Annotated in this window: 12 protein-coding genes; all 12 read left to right on the plus strand. The window is 52.9% G+C overall.

Annotated features, from left to right (window positions below; translation table 11 throughout):
* Positions 1 to 425: EF-Tu/IF-2/RF-3 family GTPase (locus IFU29_RS21520; RefSeq protein WP_244633772.1), on the plus strand; the 425-nt coding region annotated here is incomplete at its 5' end.
* 270 nt (positions 426 to 695) lie between these two features.
* Positions 696 to 1,079, plus strand: a complete 384-nt coding sequence (gene secE, locus IFU29_RS21525) for a preprotein translocase subunit SecE (protein WP_062749170.1) — start codon at positions 696 to 698, stop codon at positions 1,077 to 1,079.
* A gap of 1 nt (position 1,080) precedes the next feature.
* Entirely contained in the window at positions 1,081 to 1,626 is a 546-nt protein-coding gene (gene nusG / locus IFU29_RS21530; RefSeq protein ID WP_062749168.1) for a transcription termination/antitermination protein NusG, read from the plus strand.
* 198 nt (positions 1,627 to 1,824) lie between these two features.
* On the plus strand, positions 1,825 to 2,253 hold the full coding sequence (gene rplK / locus IFU29_RS21535) for a 50S ribosomal protein L11 (protein WP_062749165.1): 429 nt from the start codon (positions 1,825 to 1,827) through the stop codon (positions 2,251 to 2,253).
* Positions 2,254 to 2,256: 3 nt separating this feature from the next.
* Positions 2,257 to 2,961, plus strand: a complete 705-nt coding sequence (gene rplA, locus IFU29_RS21540; RefSeq protein WP_191935697.1) for a 50S ribosomal protein L1 — start codon at positions 2,257 to 2,259, stop codon at positions 2,959 to 2,961.
* A 346-nt stretch (positions 2,962 to 3,307) separates the two neighbouring features.
* Positions 3,308 to 3,811 carry a 50S ribosomal protein L10 gene (gene rplJ / locus IFU29_RS21545; protein ID WP_062749159.1) on the plus strand — a complete coding sequence of 168 codons (504 nt, stop codon included), beginning with the start codon at positions 3,308 to 3,310 and terminating at the stop codon, positions 3,809 to 3,811.
* Between the two features lie 71 nt (positions 3,812 to 3,882).
* Positions 3,883 to 4,248, plus strand: a complete 366-nt coding sequence (rplL, locus tag IFU29_RS21550; RefSeq protein ID WP_048914311.1) for a 50S ribosomal protein L7/L12 — start codon at positions 3,883 to 3,885, stop codon at positions 4,246 to 4,248.
* 325 nt (positions 4,249 to 4,573) lie between these two features.
* A complete protein-coding gene (gene rpoB, locus IFU29_RS21555; protein ID WP_062749156.1) occupies positions 4,574 to 8,602 on the plus strand; it encodes a DNA-directed RNA polymerase subunit beta in 4,029 nt (1,342 codons plus the stop codon).
* A gap of 85 nt (positions 8,603 to 8,687) precedes the next feature.
* Entirely contained in the window at positions 8,688 to 12,911 is a 4,224-nt protein-coding gene (gene rpoC, locus IFU29_RS21560; protein WP_191935698.1) for a DNA-directed RNA polymerase subunit beta', read from the plus strand.
* 81 nt (positions 12,912 to 12,992) lie between these two features.
* Entirely contained in the window at positions 12,993 to 14,054 is a 1,062-nt protein-coding gene (locus IFU29_RS21565; RefSeq protein ID WP_191935699.1) for a DUF1176 domain-containing protein, read from the plus strand.
* Between the two features lie 100 nt (positions 14,055 to 14,154).
* On the plus strand, positions 14,155 to 15,216 hold the full coding sequence (locus tag IFU29_RS21570) for a DUF1176 domain-containing protein (protein ID WP_191935700.1): 1,062 nt from the start codon (positions 14,155 to 14,157) through the stop codon (positions 15,214 to 15,216).
* Positions 15,217 to 15,348: 132 nt separating this feature from the next.
* The gene (uraH, locus tag IFU29_RS21575; protein WP_062749148.1) at positions 15,349 to 15,771 is read left to right on the plus strand and encodes a hydroxyisourate hydrolase; all 423 of its coding nucleotides are present in this window, start codon (positions 15,349 to 15,351) and stop codon (positions 15,769 to 15,771) included.
* Positions 15,772 to 15,821 lie beyond the last annotated feature (50 nt).

Here is a 15,821-nt window from a genome sequence, read left to right on the forward strand (position 1 = left end):
CAACCTGTACCGGTGTTGAAATGTTCCGTAAGCTGCTGGACGAAGGCCGTGCGGGTGAGAACTGTGGTATCCTGCTGCGCGGCATCAAGCGTGAAGATATCCAGCGTGGCCAGGTACTGGCTAAGCCAGGCTCAATCAAGCCACACACCAAGTTCGAGTCAGAAGTTTATATTCTGTCTAAAGATGAAGGTGGCCGTCATACTCCGTTCTTCAAAGGCTACCGCCCACAGTTCTACTTCCGTACAACTGACGTGACCGGTACCATCGAACTGCCAGAAGGCGTTGAGATGGTGATGCCTGGTGACAACATTCAGATGGTTGTTACCCTGATCCACCCAATCGCGATGGACGACGGTCTGCGTTTCGCAATCCGTGAAGGTGGTCGTACCGTTGGTGCTGGTGTTGTTGCTAAAGTTATCGCTTAATCGCTGATAATATTTGACGCAATGCACATGAAAAGGGCATCATTTGATGCCCTTTTTGCGCGCTGTAACATAGAACCTGACTCATCAGTGATTTTTTCGACCATAATCATTGCTGAGGCAGGCTCTGTAGCACGGCGTTTAAGCCAATAGTTTTCAAGCTACGGCTTGGAATTAAAGGATATGCCGAGTTACGCCTAACAGCATCATTCGGTTCGGTTGCCTCGTCTGACGCGGCAAAAGTGTTTCTGATTTATTGTGGCAGGTTGGTTTATGAGTGCTAATACCGAAGCTCAAGGAAACGGGCGCGGCCTGGAAATATTGAAGTGGTTAGGTGTGGTGGTGCTTCTGGTCGCCGCTGTCGCCGGTAACTCCTATTATCGCGATGTCACATTGCCTCTGCGTGCTCTCGCCGTCGTGGTCCTGATGGCAGCAGCAGCCGGCATTGCCCTGCTGACCACTAAAGGTAAAGCAACGGTGGCATTCGCCCGTGAAGCGCGCACTGAAGTTCGTAAGGTCATCTGGCCGACTCGTCAGGAAACGTTGCACACCACGTTAATCGTTGCCGCGGTCACTGCCGTGATGTCACTGATTTTGTGGGGACTGGATGGAATTCTGGTTCGTCTGGTATCGTTTATCACTGGCCTGAGGTTCTGAGATGTCTGAAGCTCCAAAAAAGCGCTGGTACGTCGTTCAGGCGTTTTCCGGTTTTGAAGGCCGTGTAGCACAGTCGCTGCGCGAGCACATCAAGTTACATAACATGGAAGAGCTGTTTGGCGATGTCATGGTTCCAACCGAAGAAGTGGTTGAGATCCGTGGCGGTCAGCGTCGTAAGAGCGAGCGCAAGTTCTTCCCAGGCTACGTGCTGGTCCAGATGGTGATGAACGATGCCAGCTGGCACCTGGTGCGTAGCGTGCCACGTGTTATGGGCTTCATCGGCGGGACGTCTGACCGCCCGGCGCCGATCAGCGACAAAGAAGTTGACGCGATCATGAACCGCCTGCAGCAGGCTGGTGACAAGCCTCGTCCGAAAACCATGTTTGAGCCTGGCGAAATGGTGCGCGTAAGCGATGGTCCATTTGCTGACTTCAACGGCGTGGTGGAAGAAGTCGACTACGAAAAAAGCCGCCTGAAAGTGTCTGTGTCCATCTTTGGCCGTGCAACACCGGTTGAACTGGACTTCGGTCAGGTTGAAAAAGGGTAACCACCCTTTTTGAAGCCGCCCCGGTGTCGATGCGGGGCGCATAAAAAAGAGACGATCACTGTCATCTAGTGGTTGCGAGAGGCGCGAAATTGCACTACAATTTCGCGCCTTTTGTTTTTATACGCTGTTCTTTCAGCGTGTGAATATTAATCACGGGGAGCTCCTCCAGGAGCGCTATCACCCAATAGAGGAATTATCATGGCTAAGAAAGTACAAGCCTACGTTAAGTTGCAGGTTGCAGCTGGTATGGCGAACCCAAGTCCACCGGTTGGTCCGGCACTGGGCCAGCAGGGCGTTAACATCATGGAATTCTGTAAAGCGTTTAACGCCAAAACAGAATCCCTGGAGAAAGGTCTTCCAACGCCAGTTGTGATCACCGTTTACTCTGACCGTTCTTTCACCTTCGTTACCAAGACCCCTCCTGCAGCAGTACTGCTGAAGAAAGCGGCTGGTATTAAGTCTGGTTCTGGCAAGCCGAACAAAGACAAAGTAGGTAAAGTATCGCGTGCTCAGGTACGTGAAATCGCAGAAACCAAAGCTGCGGACATGACTGGTGCTGACCTGGAAGCGATGACTCGCTCCATCGAAGGTACTGCTCGTTCCATGGGCCTGGTAGTAGAGGACTAAGAAATGGCTAAGCTGACCAAGCGCATGCGCGTGATCCGTGACAAAGTTGATTCAACTAAACAGTATGACATCAACGAAGCTGTTGCTCTGCTGAAGGAACTGGCGACTGCTAAGTTCGTAGAAAGCGTTGACGTAGCGGTGAACCTGGGCATTGATGCTCGTAAATCTGACCAGAACGTTCGCGGTGCAACTGTACTGCCACACGGTACTGGCCGTTCTGTTCGCGTTGCCGTATTTGCCCAGGGCGCAAACGCTGAAGCTGCTAAAGCAGCCGGCGCTGAACTGGTAGGTATGGAAGATCTGGCTGACCAGATCAAAAAAGGCGAAATGAACTTCGACGTTGTTATCGCATCTCCAGATGCAATGCGCGTTGTTGGCCAGCTGGGCCAGGTTCTGGGCCCACGCGGTCTGATGCCAAACCCGAAAGTGGGTACTGTAACCCCTAACGTTGCTGAAGCAGTGAAAAACGCTAAAGCAGGTCAGGTTCGTTATCGTAACGACAAAAACGGTATCATCCATACCACTATCGGTAAGGTTGATTTCGACACAGATAAACTGAAAGAAAACCTGGAATCCCTGCTGGTTGCGCTGAAAAAAGCCAAACCTTCTCAGGCGAAAGGTGTTTTCATCAAGAAAGTTAGCCTGTCCACCACTATGGGCGCAGGCGTTGCAGTTGATCAGGCTGGCCTGAACGCTGCTGCAAGCTAATCTGTGCTTTACGCGGGCGAAAAATTCATCTAGAATCTTACGCCCGTTGCTTTGTAAATATACAAAGCCTCTAATCGCGTCATTCTTGCGACCGATACATCAATGACGCGTTAGACCCTTTTTTAGGTTGGAGCCTGGCCTTATCCAGGCCTCCGTCCAAGACCGCAGGTGTTTCGTAAGAAACTTAATCTCCTGCGTAGACGGTGACAGAACCAAAAGAATATTTTTTATAGTCTTTGCTGGATTCTGCTCACCGTGTTTCAGCGCCTGTCGGTGGTAACACCGTTCAGGTGAAGTGAGTTCCGGGGAAATCCATCCCCGGCCAAAAATCCAGGAGCACAAGCTAATGGCCTTAAATCTTCAAGACAAACAAGCGATTGTTGCTGAAGTCAGCGAAGTAGCCAAAGGCGCGCTGTCTGCGGTAGTTGCGGATTCTCGTGGCGTTACCGTAGACAAAATGACCGAACTGCGTAAAGCAGGACGTGCAGCTGGCGTATACATGCGTGTTGTTCGTAACACCCTGCTGCGTCGCGTCGTTGAAGGTACTCAGTTTGAGTGCCTGAAAGACACGTTAACCGGTCCTACCTTGATTGCATACTCTATGGAACACCCGGGCGCTGCTGCTCGTCTGTTCAAAGATTTCGCGAAAGCGAATGCAAAATTTGAGGTTAAAGCTGCGGCCTTTGAAGGCGAGCTGATCAGTGCGGCTCAGATCGACCGCCTGGCAACTCTGCCTACTTACGATGAAGCAATCGCACGCCTGATGGCAACCATGAAAGAAGCCTCTGCTGGCAAACTGGTTCGCACTCTGGCTGCAGTACGCGATCAGAAAGAAGCAACTGCTGCTTAATAGCTGCAATGCTCTTCTTATCCGTTCATTTGCTAACGTACAAAATTACTTTCTGAATTTAGGAACACGAAATGTCAATCACTAAAGACCAAATCATTGAAGGCGTTGCAGCCCTGTCTGTAATGGAAATCGTTGAACTGATCTCCGCTATGGAAGAGAAATTCGGCGTGTCAGCTGCTGCTGCTGTTGCAGGTCCTGCTGCTGCTGCTGAAGCTGTAGAAGAAAAAACCGAGTTCGACGTTGTACTGAAAGCTATCGGCGCTAACAAAGTTGCCGTGATCAAAGCAGTACGTGGCGCAACTGGTCTGGGCCTGAAAGAAGCTAAAGATCTGGTTGAGTCTGCACCTGCTGCCCTGAAAGAAGGCATCAGCAAAGACGACGCAGAAGCACTGAAGAAAGCACTGGAAGAAGCTGGCGCAGAAGTTGAAGTTAAATAAGCCAACCTTTCAGGTTGCAGCCTAGTCTTTTAGGCTGATGGCTGGTGACTTTTTGGTCACCAGCCTTTTTGCGCTCTACAGCATCAATGATATTTCACACTGTTTAGTCATTGATTAGCTTAATATCTTTCTCTATCGACGACTTAATATACTGCCTTCCTGACTGGGTTCCCTGCTCAGACACCGGCAACGAAATGATTTAAGCGTGATAGAAAGAGGTATTACGAAAAACCTCTGTTTTTCGCACAACACAAAAACAGCGTTGCATGAACTGTCCTCCTGGATGGACAGCGAGGTTCTACATTTCAGCGAGCTGAGGAACCCTATGGTTTACTCCTATACCGAGAAAAAACGTATTCGTAAGGATTTTGGAAAGCGTCCACAAGTTCTGGACATTCCATATCTCCTTTCTATCCAGCTTGACTCGTTCCAGAAGTTCATCGAGCAAGATCCGGAAGGTCAATATGGTCTGGAAGCAGCATTCCGCTCCGTATTTCCAATCCAAAGCTATAGCGGTAATTCTGAGCTGCAGTACGTCAGCTACCGTTTAGGCGAACCCGTCTTTGATGTGAAAGAGTGTCAGATTCGTGGCGTCACGTATTCTGCTCCTCTGCGCGTAAAACTGCGCCTGGTGATCTACGAGCGCGAAGCGCCGGAAGGCACCGTTAAAGACATCAAAGAACAAGAAGTTTACATGGGCGAAATTCCGCTCATGACGGATAACGGTACCTTTGTTATCAACGGTACTGAGCGCGTTATCGTTTCTCAGCTCCACCGTAGTCCTGGTGTCTTCTTCGACAGCGATAAGGGTAAAACCCACTCGTCCGGTAAAGTGCTGTATAACGCACGTATCATCCCTTACCGTGGTTCATGGCTGGACTTCGAGTTTGACCCGAAAGACAACCTGTTCGTCCGTATTGACCGTCGCCGTAAACTGCCAGCGACCATCATTCTGCGCGCGTTGAATTACACCACTGAACAGATCCTTGACCTGTTCTTCGATAAAGTGGTTTACCAGATTCGCGACAACAAGCTGCAGATGGAGCTTATTCCTGAGCGCCTGCGTGGTGAGACTGCTTCATTTGATATTGAAGCGAACGGCACCGTTTACGTCGAAAAAGGCCGCCGTATTACTGCGCGCCATATTCGCCAGCTTGAGAAAGATGCTGTTGCCCACATCGAAGTGCCGGTTGAGTATATTGCCGGTAAAGTGGTCGCTAAAGACTACGTTGATGAGAGCACCGGCGAACTGCTGATCGCAGCGAACATGGAACTGTCACTGGATCTGCTGGCTAAACTCAGCCAGTCCGGTCACAAGCGCATTGAAACCCTGTTCACCAACGATCTGGATCACGGTGCGTACATGTCTGAGACGGTACGTGTCGACCCAACCAGCGATCGCCTGAGCGCGCTGGTTGAGATCTACCGCATGATGCGTCCTGGTGAGCCACCAACGCGTGAAGCGGCTGAAAACCTGTTCGAGAACCTGTTCTTCTCTGAAGACCGCTACGATCTGTCTGCGGTTGGTCGTATGAAGTTCAACCGTTCTCTGCTGCGCGACGAGATCGAAGGTTCCGGTATCCTGAGCAAAGACGACATCATTCAGGTGATGAAGAAGCTCATCGGTATCCGTAACGGTATTGGCGAAGTGGATGATATCGACCACCTCGGCAACCGTCGTATCCGTTCCGTCGGCGAAATGGCTGAAAACCAGTTCCGTGTTGGCCTGGTACGCGTAGAGCGTGCGGTGAAAGAGCGTCTGTCCCTGGGCGATCTGGATACCCTGATGCCACAGGACATGATCAACGCCAAGCCAATTTCTGCGGCAGTGAAAGAGTTCTTCGGCTCCAGCCAGCTTTCACAGTTTATGGACCAGAACAACCCGCTGTCTGAGATCACGCATAAGCGTCGTATCTCTGCACTGGGCCCGGGCGGTCTGACGCGTGAGCGTGCAGGCTTCGAAGTTCGAGACGTACACCCGACGCACTACGGTCGCGTATGTCCAATCGAAACGCCGGAAGGTCCAAACATCGGTCTGATCAACTCCTTGTCTGTGTATGCACAGACCAATGAGTACGGTTTCCTGGAAACCCCATACCGTCGCGTTCGCGAAGGCGTGGTGACCGACGAAATTCATTACCTCTCTGCTATTGAAGAGGGTAACTACGTTATCGCTCAGGCAAACACCAATCTCGACGACGAAGGTCACTTCGTAGACGACTTGGTCACCTGCCGTAGCAAAGGCGAATCGAGCCTCTTCAACCGCGATCAGGTTGACTACATGGACGTTTCCACCCAGCAGGTGGTTTCCGTCGGTGCGTCACTGATCCCGTTCCTGGAGCACGATGACGCCAACCGCGCATTGATGGGTGCAAACATGCAACGTCAGGCGGTTCCTACTCTGCGTGCTGATAAGCCGCTGGTAGGTACCGGTATGGAACGCGCGGTTGCGGTTGACTCCGGTGTTACTGCCGTAGCGAAACGTGGTGGTACCGTTCAGTACGTGGATGCATCCCGTATCGTTATCAAAGTTAACGAAGACGAAATGTATCCGGGCGAAGCCGGTATCGACATTTACAACCTGACCAAATATACCCGTTCTAACCAGAACACCTGCATCAACCAGATGCCTTGCGTGAACCTGGGTGAGCCTATTGAACGTGGTGATGTGCTGGCTGATGGTCCTTCAACAGACCTCGGCGAACTGGCACTGGGTCAGAACATGCGCGTCGCGTTCATGCCGTGGAACGGCTACAACTTCGAAGACTCCATTCTGGTCTCCGAGCGTGTTGTCCAGGAAGATCGCTTCACCACTATCCACATTCAGGAACTGGCGTGTGTGTCTCGTGACACCAAGCTGGGGCCAGAAGAGATCACCGCTGACATCCCTAACGTGGGTGAAGCTGCGCTCTCTAAACTAGATGAGTCCGGTATCGTGTATATCGGTGCGGAAGTGACCGGCGGTGATATTCTGGTTGGTAAGGTGACGCCTAAAGGTGAAACCCAGCTGACGCCAGAAGAGAAACTGCTGCGTGCGATCTTCGGTGAAAAAGCGTCTGATGTGAAAGACTCTTCCCTGCGCGTACCAAACGGTGTGTCAGGGACAATCATCGATGTTCAGGTCTTTACTCGCGATGGCGTAGAAAAAGATAAGCGTGCGCTGGAAATCGAAGAGATGCAGCTGAAGCAGGCGAAGAAAGACCTGTCTGAAGAATTGCAGATCCTCGAAGCCGGCTTGTTCAGCCGTATTAACTACCTGCTGGTTGCTGGCGGTGTTGAAGCGGAAAAACTGGAGAAGCTGCCACGTGAGCGCTGGCTGGAACTGGGCCTGACTGACGAAGAGAAGCAAAATCAGCTGGAACAGCTGGCCGAGCAGTACGACGAGCTGAAGCACGAGTTTGAGAAAAAACTCGAAGCCAAGCGCCGTAAAATCACTCAGGGCGATGACCTGGCACCTGGCGTGCTGAAAATCGTGAAAGTGTATCTGGCCGTTAAACGTCAGATCCAGCCTGGTGACAAAATGGCCGGTCGTCACGGGAACAAAGGTGTTATCTCCAAGATCAACCCGATCGAAGATATGCCATACGATGAGTTCGGTACGCCGGTCGACATCGTACTGAACCCGCTGGGCGTTCCATCACGTATGAACATTGGTCAGATTCTTGAAACCCACCTGGGTATGGCTGCGAAAGGCATTGGCGAGAAAATCAACGCTATGCTTAAGAAGCAGGAAGAAGTGTCCAAGCTGCGTGAATTCATTCAGCGTGCTTACGATCTGGGCAGCGATCTGCGTCAGAAAGTTGACCTGAACACCTTCACCGATGACGAAGTGCTGCGTCTGGCAGAGAACCTGAAAAAAGGTATGCCAATTGCAACACCAGTGTTTGACGGCGCGAAAGAGAGCGAAATCAAAGAGCTGTTACAGCTCGGCGGCCTGCCTTCTTCTGGCCAGATCACCCTGTTTGATGGTCGTACCGGTGAGCAGTTCGAACGTCAGGTAACCGTTGGCTACATGTACATGCTGAAGCTGAACCACCTGGTTGATGACAAAATGCATGCGCGTTCTACCGGTTCTTACAGCCTCGTTACTCAGCAGCCGCTGGGTGGTAAGGCGCAGTTCGGTGGTCAGCGCTTCGGTGAGATGGAAGTGTGGGCACTGGAAGCATACGGTGCCGCGTATACCCTGCAGGAAATGCTGACCGTGAAGTCTGATGACGTTAACGGCCGTACCAAGATGTATAAAAACATTGTTGACGGCAACCATCAGATGGAACCGGGCATGCCGGAATCTTTCAACGTACTGTTGAAAGAGATCCGCTCGCTGGGTATCAACATCGAGCTGGAAGACGAGTAATAACTCGCATCTGCTGTACTGGTTACAGGGCGCCCGGGTCACTCCGGGCGTCTCTGAGAAGTCTCACTCCGACGGGAGCTAATCCGTGAAAGACTTACTTAAGTTTCTGAAAGCGCAAACTAAGACCGAAGAGTTTGATGCGATCAAGATCGCTCTGGCCTCGCCAGATATGATCCGTTCATGGTCTTTTGGTGAAGTTAAAAAGCCAGAAACCATCAACTACCGTACGTTCAAACCTGAGCGTGACGGACTTTTCTGCGCACGTATTTTCGGGCCAGTAAAAGACTATGAGTGCCTGTGCGGTAAGTACAAGCGCTTAAAACATCGCGGTGTGATCTGTGAGAAGTGTGGCGTTGAAGTTACACAGACCAAAGTTCGCCGTGAGCGTATGGGCCACATTGAGCTGGCTTCACCGACTGCGCACATCTGGTTCCTGAAATCGCTGCCTTCGCGCATCGGTTTGCTGCTGGATATGCCACTGCGTGATATCGAACGTGTTCTTTACTTCGAATCTTACGTTGTTGTTGAAGGCGGCATGACCAATCTCGAAAAGCGCCAGATCCTGACTGAAGAGCAGTATCTTGACGCGCTGGAAGAGTTTGGTGACGAATTCGACGCTAAAATGGGTGCGGAAGCGATCCAGGCTCTGTTGAAAAACATGGACCTGGAACAAGAGTGTGAAACTCTGCGTGAAGAGTTGAACGAAACTAACTCCGAAACCAAGCGTAAAAAACTGACCAAGCGCATCAAGCTGCTGGAAGCGTTCGTTCAGTCTGGTAACAAGCCAGAGTGGATGATCCTGACCGTGCTGCCTGTATTGCCACCGGACCTGCGTCCGCTGGTGCCGCTGGACGGCGGTCGTTTTGCTACGTCAGATCTGAACGATCTGTATCGTCGCGTAATCAACCGTAACAACCGTCTGAAGCGCCTGCTGGATCTTGCTGCCCCTGATATCATCGTACGTAACGAAAAACGTATGCTGCAGGAAGCAGTCGATGCGCTGCTGGATAACGGCCGTCGCGGTCGTGCGATCACCGGTTCTAACAAACGTCCTCTGAAATCTTTGGCTGATATGATCAAAGGTAAGCAGGGTCGTTTCCGTCAGAACTTGCTGGGTAAACGTGTCGACTACTCAGGTCGTTCGGTTATCACCGTAGGTCCATACCTGCGTCTGCATCAGTGTGGTCTGCCGAAGAAAATGGCACTGGAGCTGTTCAAACCGTTTATCTACGGCAAGCTGGAACTGCGTGGTCTTGCTACCACCATCAAAGCCGCCAAGAAAATGGTTGAGCGTGAAGAATCCGTCGTCTGGGATATCCTGGATGAAGTGATCCGCGAACACCCGGTCCTGCTGAACCGTGCACCAACACTGCACCGTCTGGGCATCCAGGCGTTTGAGCCCGTGCTGATCGAAGGTAAAGCTATCCAGCTTCACCCGCTGGTCTGTGCGGCCTACAACGCCGACTTCGATGGTGACCAGATGGCTGTTCACGTACCGCTGACGCTGGAAGCCCAGCTGGAAGCGCGTGCGCTGATGATGTCGACCAACAACATCCTGTCACCAGCGAACGGCGAGCCAATCATCGTTCCTTCTCAGGACGTTGTACTGGGTCTGTACTACATGACCCGTGACTGTGTTAACGCCAAAGGCGAAGGCATGGTGCTGACTGGCCCGAAAGAAGCTGAACGCGTTTACCGCGCCGGCCATGCGTCTCTGCACGCTCGCGTTAAGGTGCGTATCACCGAACACGAGAAAAGTGAGCAGGGCGAGTGGGTTGCCAAGACCAGCATCATCGACACTACCATTGGTCGCGCCATCCTGTGGATGATCGTACCAAAAGGTCTGCCTTACTCCATCGTCAACCAGGCGCTGGGTAAGAAAGCGATCTCCAAGATGCTGAACACCTGTTACCGCATCCTGGGCCTGAAACCGACCGTTATCTTTGCTGACCAGACCATGTACACCGGCTTTGCCTATGCGGCACGCTCAGGTGCGTCTGTCGGTATCGACGACATGGTTATCCCAGAGAAGAAAGTGGAAATCATCACCGAAGCGGAAGCGGAAGTGGCTGAAATCCAGCAGCAGTTCCAGTCTGGTCTGGTCACCGCTGGCGAACGCTATAACAAAGTGATCGATATCTGGGCTGCGGCCAACGAACGCGTTGCTAAAGCGATGATGGAAAACCTCTCTACCGAACTCGTGATCAACCGCGATGGTGTGGAAGAGCGTCAGGTTTCCTTCAACAGCATCTTTATGATGGCCGACTCCGGTGCGCGTGGTTCTGCAGCGCAGATTCGTCAGCTGGCCGGTATGCGTGGTCTGATGGCGAAACCCGATGGTTCCATCATCGAAACGCCGATTACTGCAAACTTCCGTGAAGGTCTGAACGTACTCCAGTACTTCATCTCCACGCACGGTGCGCGTAAAGGCCTTGCGGATACCGCACTGAAAACAGCTAACTCCGGTTACCTGACCCGTCGTCTGGTTGACGTCGCGCAGGATCTGGTGGTGACTGAAGATGACTGTGGTACGCACGAAGGCATCATGATGACTCCGGTTATCGAAGGTGGCGACGTGAAAGAGCCACTGCGTGAGCGCGTACTGGGTCGTGTGACCGCAGAAGACGTGATCAAGCCGGGCACTGCTGACATCCTTCTGCCACGTAACACTCTGCTGCACGAACAGCAGTGTGACCTGTTAGAAGAACACTCTGTTGACAGCCTGAAAGTCCGTTCCGTCGTAAGCTGCGAAACTGACTTCGGTGTGTGTGCTCACTGCTACGGTCGCGACCTGGCACGTGGTCACATCATCAACAAAGGTGAGGCCATCGGCGTTATCGCGGCACAGTCCATCGGTGAGCCGGGTACACAGCTGACGATGCGTACGTTCCACATCGGTGGTGCGGCATCGCGTGCGGCTGCTGAATCCAGCATTCAGGTCAAGAACAAAGGTACGTTGAAACTGATCAACGCCAAGTCGGTAACTAACTCCGCTGGCAAGCTGGTGATCACTTCACGTAACGTTGAACTGAAAATGATCGACGAATTTGGTCGTACCAAAGAGAGCTATAAAGTTCCTTACGGTTCTACCATGGCGAAAGGTGACGGCGAGCAGGTTGCAGCGGGCGAGACCGTAGCAAACTGGGATCCACACACCATGCCGGTCATCACCGAAGTGAGCGGTTTCATTCGCTTCACTGACATGATTGACGGCCAGACCATTACCCGCCAGACGGATGACCTGACCGGTCTGTCCTCACTGGTTATCCTCGACAGTGCGGAACGTACTGCGGGTGGTAAAGATCTGCGTCCGGCGCTGAAAATTGTTGATGCGAACGGTAACGACGTAATGATCCCAGGCTCCGATATGCCTGCTCAGTACTTCCTGCCGGGCAAAGCGATTGTGCAGCTGGAAGATGGCATCAAGATCAGTTCGGGTGATACCCTGGCGCGTGTTCCTCAGGAATCAGGCGGTACCAAGGACATCACCGGTGGTCTGCCACGCGTTGCTGACCTGTTCGAAGCCCGTCGTCCGAAAGAGCCGGCTATCCTGGCTGAGATCAGCGGCATTATTTCCTTCGGTAAAGAAACCAAAGGGAAGCGTCGCCTGGTGATCACCCCGATTGACGGTAGCGATCATTACGAAGAGATGATCCCGAAATGGCGTCAGCTGAACGTGTTCGAAGGTGAACGCGTAGAGCGCGGTGACGTGGTTTCCGATGGCCCTGAGTCTCCACATGACATTCTGCGTCTGCGCGGCGTGCATGCGGTGACCCGTTACATCACTAACGAAGTGCAGGAAGTTTACCGTCTGCAAGGCGTTAAGATTAACGATAAGCACATCGAAGTCATCGTTCGTCAGATGCTGCGTAAAGCAACCATCTCCAGCGCAGGAAGTACTGACTTCCTCGACGGTGAGCAGGTTGAGTTCTCACGCGTTAAGATCGCTAACCGCGAACTGGAAGCTAACGGCAAGATCTCTGCAACTTTTGCACGCGATCTGCTGGGTATCACCAAAGCTTCCCTGGCAACCGAGTCGTTCATCTCTGCGGCTTCGTTCCAGGAAACCACGCGCGTGCTGACCGAAGCCGCCGTTGCGGGCAAACGCGACGAACTGCGCGGTCTGAAAGAGAACGTTATCGTTGGCCGTCTGATCCCAGCCGGTACCGGTTACGCGTATCATCAGGATCGTATGCGTCGTAAAGCTGCGGGCGAAGCGCCAGTCGTGCCAGTTGTCACTGCCGATGAAGCCTCTGCCAGCCTGGCTGAACTGCTTAATGCAGGAAACCTGGGCGGTAATGACGATTAATCGTCAACCACCTGTGGCATAATAAAAAACCTCGCTTCGGCGGGGTTTTTTTTCGACTCAACAAAATCACATGGAATAAAAATGCCAAATAATAAGGTTGTGATAGCGCTGGTACTGCTGGGTTTGAGCGCGAGTGTACAGGCAGAAGAGTGGGTGAACGCTCCGGTACAAAAAGTCTTTAAAAGCTGGCAGGTCACCTGCAACAACCTCAATGATTGTGATGTACGCAATACCGACGAGGCGCTGCGTATTATTCTTAAACGCAAGGCCGGGCCAGATGCGCAACCTTCGCTCAGTTTCCAGCAGTGGGGCGATCTGATACCGCAGGGCATCTGGCTGGATGGCAAATCCTGGCATTCCGGTATTGAGATTGCACCCTCAAAAATCAGTGGTGATGACAGCGCGGGCGGAAGCGATAAGCTGGCCGATATCCAGCAGTGGGTGCAGGCGAGTAAAAATGCGTTGACCATCGCCCTTGCCCCCGGTTCTGAAGCCGCCTCACTCAGCGGGCTGAATGCGGCGCTGCTGCTGGTGGATGAACGTCAGGGGCGTCTGGGGAATCAGACAGCACTGCTGAAAGTGGGCAACAACGAGCCTTCGATGGTGCCTGCCCGTCCGGTCCCTGCGGTGATGAACTTCCCGGTGCCAAAGGTGGTGCCCCTCAAAAACCAGGCTGCGCTGATCGACGCGGCCATTGCTGCTAACCATAAACTGCTCGCCAATGAGAGCTGCGAGCCAGATACGGCTGCGCGTGAACGAAGTGAGGCGCTGCCGCTGAATGATAAACAGGCGCTGGTGTTGGTCAACTGTGGGCTGGGAGCCTATCAGTCAGCCAGCCTGTTGTTTGTCAGTTCACGCGATAACCCTGCTGAGGTGACGCAGTTGATGCTGCCCTTACCCGATAAAGATGACCAGGGTAAGCCGCTCGTCATGAGCTGGTTTACGGAAGCCAGCTACGATCCGCAAAGCGGTGAACTCTCCTGGGCCGGGCGTGGACGCGGTATTGCCGACTGCGGGGACAGTGGTGGCTGGAAATATGACGGGAAAGTCTTCCATCTGACACGCTATAACAGCCAGCCGGAGTGCAACGGTGGTGAACCGGGCGACTGGCCATCCCTCTGGGTGACGGCCGGAGCAAAGTAACCCTGTAGCCGGGGGGCGATGGCTTCCCCCTGCTGATCCGCCGCCTGGGCAGCGTTAAAGCGTGCTCAGGCATTTTTTCCGATGAGTTCAGAGAATAATAATGAATAATAACAAGTTAGTGATGGCGTTTATGCTGATGGGTTTAAGTACGGGCGTTCAGGCAGACGAGTGGGTCAATGCGCCGGTACAGAAGGTCTTTAAAAACTGGCAGGTCACCTGTAATAACGTGAATGACTGCGATGTCCGTAACACGGACAAGACGCTGCGTATCATCCTCAAACGTCAGGCGGGTGCGGAGGCACAGCCTTCGCTTAGTTTTCAGCAGTGGGCAGCGTTGAAAGCAGACGGGATCTGGCTGGATGGTCAGGCCTGGTCTTCAGATATCCAGATTGCCACACCGCAGAGCAGTGATGAGCACGTTGTGGGCAGTAGCGATAAGCTGGCGGTGATCCAGGCGTGGGTGACGCAGGCCAAAAATGCGCAGACGATAGCCTTTTCAGCCGGCCCCGAAAGCGCTTCTCTTGAGGGGCTGACCGCCGCGCTGCTGCTGGTGGATGAACGACAGGGACGCCTGGATAATCAGACGGCCTTGCTGAAAGTGGGCAACAAGCCGTCTTCAGCCGTTCTGCCCCGACCTGCACCTGTGGCACTGAACTTCCCGGTGCCTGCCGTGGTGCCTTTGACCGATCCTGCCGCTCTGGTGGATGGAGCCATTGCTGCCAATGGCAAGCTGCTGAATCAACTGCAGTGCCCTCAGGATGAAGATACCCGCGCACGCAGCTATGCCGAACCGCTGAATAACACCCAGGCACTGGTGATGGTCAACTGCGGACCGGGAGACTTCAAAACATTAAACGTTGTGTTCATCAGTGAACGTGATAATCCGAAAGACGCCCGGCGGCTGACGCTGCCGCTGCCGCTGAACGGTGCTGACGGCAAGCCGTTGCAGGAAACGATGTTTGCCCAGGGCGGATATGATTCAGCCGTCGGCCATCTCTATTTCTCCGATCGCGGTAACGAGGCCGCCGAGTGCGGTAATAACGGCGGCTGGATCTATGACGGCAAGACATTTCACCTGGCACGCTTTAAAAATCAGCCTGGCTGCAACGGCGGTCAACCGGCTGATTGGCCCTCTGTCTGGGTGACAGAAGGTAAAGAATAAGCGGAAAACGGGGAGGGTGACAGCCCTTCCCGATCCGTGTTCTCTGGGAAATTTCATATTTTCCGCAGTAAAATCGTGGTTAAACAGGACAGCTGTTATCTTCATGCCGACATTAATCCTAAGGAGTCCGACATGAAGATTGTTAAAGCCCTGCTAATGACCAGCCTGGTCAGTGCTTCTCTGCCTGTACTGGCTGCCGGTGATGAAGGGATGAAGAACCCGCTGAGCGTGCACGTGCTGAACCTGCAGACTGGCGTGCCGACCTCCGGCGTGACGGTTGAACTCGAACAGCAGCAAAAGCAGGGATGGGTAAAACTGGCTTCCGGCGTGACGGACAAAAACGGACGTATCCCGGCGCTCTATCCGGCAGGGAAAACAATGGCGGCGGGTGACTACAAAGTGGTCTTCAAAACCGGTGATTATTACAAACAGCAAAAGCAGCCGACTTTCTTCCCGGAAATCCCGGTGATCTTCCATGTGGAAAACAGCGACAGCCATTATCATATTCCCCTGCTGCTGAGTCAGTACGGCTACTCTACCTACCGCGGTAACTGATCGTCCGTCACAGCATAAAAAAAGGGCAACGCAGTGGAACGTCCGCGTTG

It is taken from the genome of Erwinia persicina, from assembly GCF_014838825.1.
GTDB classification, from domain to species: domain Bacteria; phylum Pseudomonadota; class Gammaproteobacteria; order Enterobacterales; family Enterobacteriaceae; genus Erwinia; species Erwinia persicina_A.

Bases quoted from the DNA above. Each gene is read 5' to 3' on its own strand.
- rplA (WP_191935697.1), top strand. From the start codon at position 2,257: ATGGCTAAGCTGACCAAGCGCATGCGCGTGATCCGTGACAAAGTTGAT.
- secE (WP_062749170.1), top strand. From the start codon at position 696: ATGAGTGCTAATACCGAAGCTCAAGGAAACGGGCGCGGCCTGGAAATA.
- nusG (WP_062749168.1), top strand. From the start codon at position 1,081: ATGTCTGAAGCTCCAAAAAAGCGCTGGTACGTCGTTCAGGCGTTTTCC.
- rplJ (WP_062749159.1), top strand. From the start codon at position 3,308: ATGGCCTTAAATCTTCAAGACAAACAAGCGATTGTTGCTGAAGTCAGC.
- rpoB (WP_062749156.1), top strand. From the start codon at position 4,574: ATGGTTTACTCCTATACCGAGAAAAAACGTATTCGTAAGGATTTTGGA.
- rplL (WP_048914311.1), top strand. From the start codon at position 3,883: ATGTCAATCACTAAAGACCAAATCATTGAAGGCGTTGCAGCCCTGTCT.
- rplK (WP_062749165.1), top strand. From the start codon at position 1,825: ATGGCTAAGAAAGTACAAGCCTACGTTAAGTTGCAGGTTGCAGCTGGT.
- IFU29_RS21570 (WP_191935700.1), top strand. From the start codon at position 14,155: ATGAATAATAACAAGTTAGTGATGGCGTTTATGCTGATGGGTTTAAGT.
- IFU29_RS21565 (WP_191935699.1), top strand. From the start codon at position 12,993: ATGCCAAATAATAAGGTTGTGATAGCGCTGGTACTGCTGGGTTTGAGC.
- uraH (WP_062749148.1), top strand. From the start codon at position 15,349: ATGAAGATTGTTAAAGCCCTGCTAATGACCAGCCTGGTCAGTGCTTCT.